Source organism: Rhizobacter sp. (assembly GCF_031412075.1).
Taxonomy (GTDB): domain Bacteria; phylum Pseudomonadota; class Gammaproteobacteria; order Burkholderiales; family Burkholderiaceae_C; genus Rhizobacter.
Map to the genome: position 1 here is coordinate 1 of NZ_JANOCG010000585.1, position 4,134 is coordinate 4,134.

The window sequence follows — 4,134 nt, forward strand, 5'->3', positions numbered from 1 at the left end:
GACCAGCGTGCCGGTGGCGCACGCACCGACCGCACCCGCTACCTCGCCGCGATGGGTGCACTGGCGATGGCCGAGCCCACACTGGACGCTTACCGCAAGGTCGCCCTGGTGGAGCCTCTGGCCAAGAACCTCAAGCTCAAGAAGGCCAAGATGGACGACGTGCTCAAGGCCTATGGCGTGGCCGCCAACTACGGCGTGGCCGACGTGACCACCGCAGCCACGTACCACATCGCCGCGCTGTACCAGGATTTCGGCAAGGCCCTGATGAGCTCGCAGCGGCCGAAGAAGCTCTCCAAGCTGGAGCTGGAGCAGTACAACCTGATGCTGGAAGAGCAGGCCGACCCGTTCGCTGAAAAATCGACCGAGCTGCACGAGGTGAACGCGAGGCGCACCAAGGAAGGCATCTACGACCCTTGGGTCAAGCGCAGCTTCGATGCACTCAAGGAACTGCGCCCGCTGCGTTATGGCAAGTCGGAACGTGCGGAGGTGAGCGTCGATGCGATCCGCTGAAGTTGCGCGTCCCGTGTGGCTGGCCGCGCTGTGCTGCTTCGCGATGGTGGGCTGCGCGTCTGCGCCGGCCGAGCCGAAAGCTTCCGTCGCCCCGGCGCCCGTGGCTGCCAGATCAGCGGTGGCTGCGCCGGCGCCTGCTGCTTCGACTGCGGCCACCAAACCCGTCGAACCCGAAGCTGCCGCGGTGCCAGCAGCCGCACAGCGCGCCTTCGACGATGCCCGCCGCGCCATGCGCGCCGGCCGCATGGACGAAGCCGAGCGCGGCTTCAAGTCGGTGATCCAGTTCCACCCCGAACTCGGCGGCCCGCATGCCAACCTGGGCGTGATCTACCGCCAGGCCAACAAGCTGCCCGAAGCGGTGGCCGAGCTGGAGCTGGCCGTGAAAGCCAGCCCGCGCCAGCCGGTTTACTTCAACCAGCTGGGCGTGACCTACCGACTGCAAGGCCAGTTCGCCAAGGCCCGCGAGGCCTATGAGCGCGCGATCGAGCTCGACCCCAACTACGCCACGGCCACGCTCAACCTGGGCATCTTGAGCGACCTGTATTTGTGGGACGGCAAACGTGCGCTGGAGTTATACGATCGCTACCTCGCGCTCACGCCGGGCGGCGATGCGACCGTCACCAAGTGGGTGGCCGACCTGAAGAACCGCAACAAGGCGGCCCAGCCTGCCGCGGCCACTGAGCGCAAGGAGAAGGAATGAGGCACCACTCTCAGAAATCTCCGCTCGCGCTGAGCTTGTCATCTCCGTTCGCCCTGAGCCTGTCGAAGGGCCGTTGGCATGCCACCAAGGCTTCGACAAGCTCAGCCCGAACGGTATTCGTGTGCCTTGTCACGTGCCTCATGGCGAGCACTGCGCTGGCCCAAGACCGCGCCAACATCGACCGCACGCAGATCATCGGCAACCGCGAGTTGCCCAAGGTCTTGTACATCGTGCCCTGGAAAAAACCGGTGCCGAGCGAGCTCTCGGGCCGCCCGGTGGCGAGCGTGCTCGACGAAGCGCTGGCGCCGATCGACCGCGATGTGTTTCGCCGCCAGGTTCAGTACGACACCCAACTGGTCGCGGCCAAGGCCGCTGCCGACACCCTGCAACCAGCGCCGACCGCGCCGGTGATTTCCAAATAACCCCTCGAATCAGTCGTTACAGGAGAAGCCCCATGAGTGCCCTCGATTTCGCCATCAAGTTCTTCCAGGACAGCGGCGTTGCCATCTACTTCAGCATCGCGATCATGGCGGTGGGCGTGGCGATCGCCATTGAACGTTTCATCTTCCTGCGCCGCGCGCGCAGCGAAAACCGAAAGGTGTGGGCCAAGGTGCTGCCGATGCTGCAAAGCGGCAAGTTCAAAGAGGTGCACAGCGTGGCCTCCGGCTCCGACGCCGCCATCGGCAAGATCGTCGCCAACGGCCTGGAGCGCATGCAAAGCCCGGCCCGCCGCGAAGACATCGACGCCGCGATGGAAGAGGGCATGATGGAAATCGTGCCGCGCCTGGAAAAGCGCACCCACTACATCGCGACGCTCGCCAACGTGATCACGCTCGTTGGCCTGTTGGGCACCATCATCGGCCTGATCAAGGGCTTCACGGCGGTGGCGGCGGTCAACCCGGCCGAGAAGGCCGAGCTGCTGTCGGCTTCGATCTCGATCGCCATGAACAACACCGCGTTTGCGTTGTCGGTGGCCATTCCCTTCTTGCTGATCCACGCCTTCTTGCAGGCGCGCACCAGCGAGATCGTCGACGGGCTCGAGGCCGCGAAGATCAGCTTCCTGAACGTGACCGGCCGCCTGAAGGCCGAGCAACAAGTCAGCGCGCGTTGATCATGCGCCGACAAGCTCACCACGGGGAGGCCTGATCATGCCCGTCCGGCGCCTCACCAAGCACGCGGCGCACCTCGAGGTCACGGCGTTCATCAACGTGATCGTCGTGCTCGTGCCCTTCTTGCTGTCCACGGCGGTGTTCTCGCACCTGGCGGTGCTCGAACTGTCGCTGCCGGCCAAGAACTCTGGCGCTGCCGAGCAGTTGAAGGTCGACGACCTCAAGCTCGAGATCGTGATTCGGCCCGATGCCATCGAGGTCGGTGACCGCATCGGCGGCTTGATCCAGCGCTTCAACAACACGCCGCAGGGTTACGACCTCGCCGGCATGTCGGCGCTCATGCAGCAGATCAAGGCCAAGTACCCCGCCACCAAGGCCGCCAGCGTGCTGGCCCAGCCCACCACCGCGTACGACGTGCTGGTGCAGGTGATGGATGCCGTGCGTGAAGTTCGCCCGCCTGGCACGGCAGCCAAGGCGCCGAGCTTCGAGCTGTTCCCCGACATCTCGATCGGCGATGCGCCGACGAGCGTCGTCAAAAAGTAGGGAAGGGCATCGCATGAAACTGACCCCGCTACAGAAGCGCGCCGAACGCAAGGCGCGCAATCAGTCCGGGCTCGACATGAACCTGGTGGCGCTGATCGACATCTTCACCATCCTGATCTTCTTCCTGATGTCGAGCACCGGCATCGAGGTGCTGACCAACGCTCGCGCGGTGAAGCTGCCGATTTCCACGGCCGAGAAAGCACCGCGCCAGACCATCGTGGTGGCGGTGAGCGATACCGACATCGTGGTCGATGGCCGCAAGGTGGCCAGCGTGGCCGAGGCCAACGCGATACAGGGTGACCTGATCCCCGGTCTCAAGGCCGAGCTCGACCTGCTGGCCAGCCGCCAGGTGATGGGTGCCGACAAAGACGGCAGCTCCAAGGCCGTGACCATCATGGGTGACAAGGCCTTGCCTTACAGCCTGCTGCGCAAGGTGATGTACACCAGCGCCCGCGCGAATTTCACCGAAATCGCGTTTGCCGTGCAGAGGAAGACCTGACCATGGCCGCTGCTGGTTTTTCTCACGCCATCACTTTCCGCCCCTCCGTGCTGGCCTGGGCCGGCGTGCCCGAAGACGACAAGCGTTACCGCCGCATCCTCAACACGGTGCTGATCGCCGTGGCGGTGGTGTGCCTGTTCCTGCTGCTGATGCCCACGCCGAAGGTCGACCGCGCCGCGCCGCCCGACCTGTCGCCGCGCCTGGCCAAGCTCTTGATCGAGCAGCGCGAGCCACCGCCCAAACCGGTGGTCAAGCAGCCCGAGGTCACCAAGGAACAAGACACCAAGGCGCCGGGCACGCCCGAGCCCATCAAGAACGAGCCGCTCAAGAAGGCCGCACCCGTGCCCGAGGCGCGTGTGCCGCAGCCGAACCGGCCGCCGGGTGAGATCGAAGGCGCGCGCCGCAAGGCGGCGGGCGTGGGCCTGCTGGCGATGAAAGACACCTTGGCCGAGATGCGGGGCGCGCCGACCGCAGTGCAGTTGGCGCCTGTCAAACAAGGTCCCGGTGTGGGCACTGGCGTGGGGGTCGGCGTGGGCGCCGGCACCGACCAGGGCACGCCCGATCGGGCCATGATCACCTCCAATGCCGCTGGCGGCAGCGGCGGCATCAACACCGCCGCCTACAGCCGCAACACGGGCGGCGGTGGCCGGGCCGGCCGCGCCCCGCCGCTCGTCGTGGGGGGGGCCGGCGGGGGTGGGGGTGGCGGGGCCGGGGGGGGTGGCGCGGGGGGCACGGGCGCCGGCTCCGGCCAGGGTGGCGGCGGTGGCAAGGGC

The 4,134-nt window shown here is 66.4% G+C and carries 6 protein-coding genes and 1 pseudogene; all 7 read left to right on the forward strand.

Translation table 11 applies throughout. From position 1 onward, the window contains the following. Positions 1-510, forward strand: a pseudogene (locus tag RMO40_RS21680) (tetratricopeptide repeat protein); the annotation flags it as partial. Between the two features lie 100 nt (positions 511-610). Then, complete coding sequence (locus tag RMO40_RS21685; RefSeq protein ID WP_309725676.1) at positions 611-1,210, forward strand: tetratricopeptide repeat protein; 600 nt, start codon at positions 611-613, stop codon at positions 1,208-1,210. Positions 1,211-1,350: 140 nt separating this feature from the next. Next, the gene (locus RMO40_RS21690; protein ID WP_309725677.1) at positions 1,351-1,632 is read left to right on the forward strand and encodes a hypothetical protein; all 282 of its coding nucleotides are present in this window, start codon (positions 1,351-1,353) and stop codon (positions 1,630-1,632) included. 32 nt (positions 1,633-1,664) lie between these two features. Beyond that, positions 1,665-2,321, forward strand: a complete 657-nt coding sequence (locus RMO40_RS21695) for a MotA/TolQ/ExbB proton channel family protein (protein WP_309725678.1) — start codon at positions 1,665-1,667, stop codon at positions 2,319-2,321. A 37-nt stretch (positions 2,322-2,358) separates the two neighbouring features. Beyond that, positions 2,359-2,862 (forward strand): biopolymer transporter ExbD, encoded by a 504-nt coding sequence (locus tag RMO40_RS21700; RefSeq protein WP_309725679.1) that lies wholly within the window; start codon positions 2,359-2,361, stop codon positions 2,860-2,862. A gap of 13 nt (positions 2,863-2,875) precedes the next feature. Further along, positions 2,876-3,361, forward strand: a complete 486-nt coding sequence (locus RMO40_RS21705; RefSeq protein ID WP_309725680.1) for a biopolymer transporter ExbD — start codon at positions 2,876-2,878, stop codon at positions 3,359-3,361. Positions 3,362-3,363: 2 nt separating this feature from the next. Then, positions 3,364-4,134, forward strand: a 771-nt coding sequence (locus RMO40_RS21710; RefSeq protein ID WP_309725681.1) for an energy transducer TonB, incomplete at its 3' end; no start/stop codon positions are given.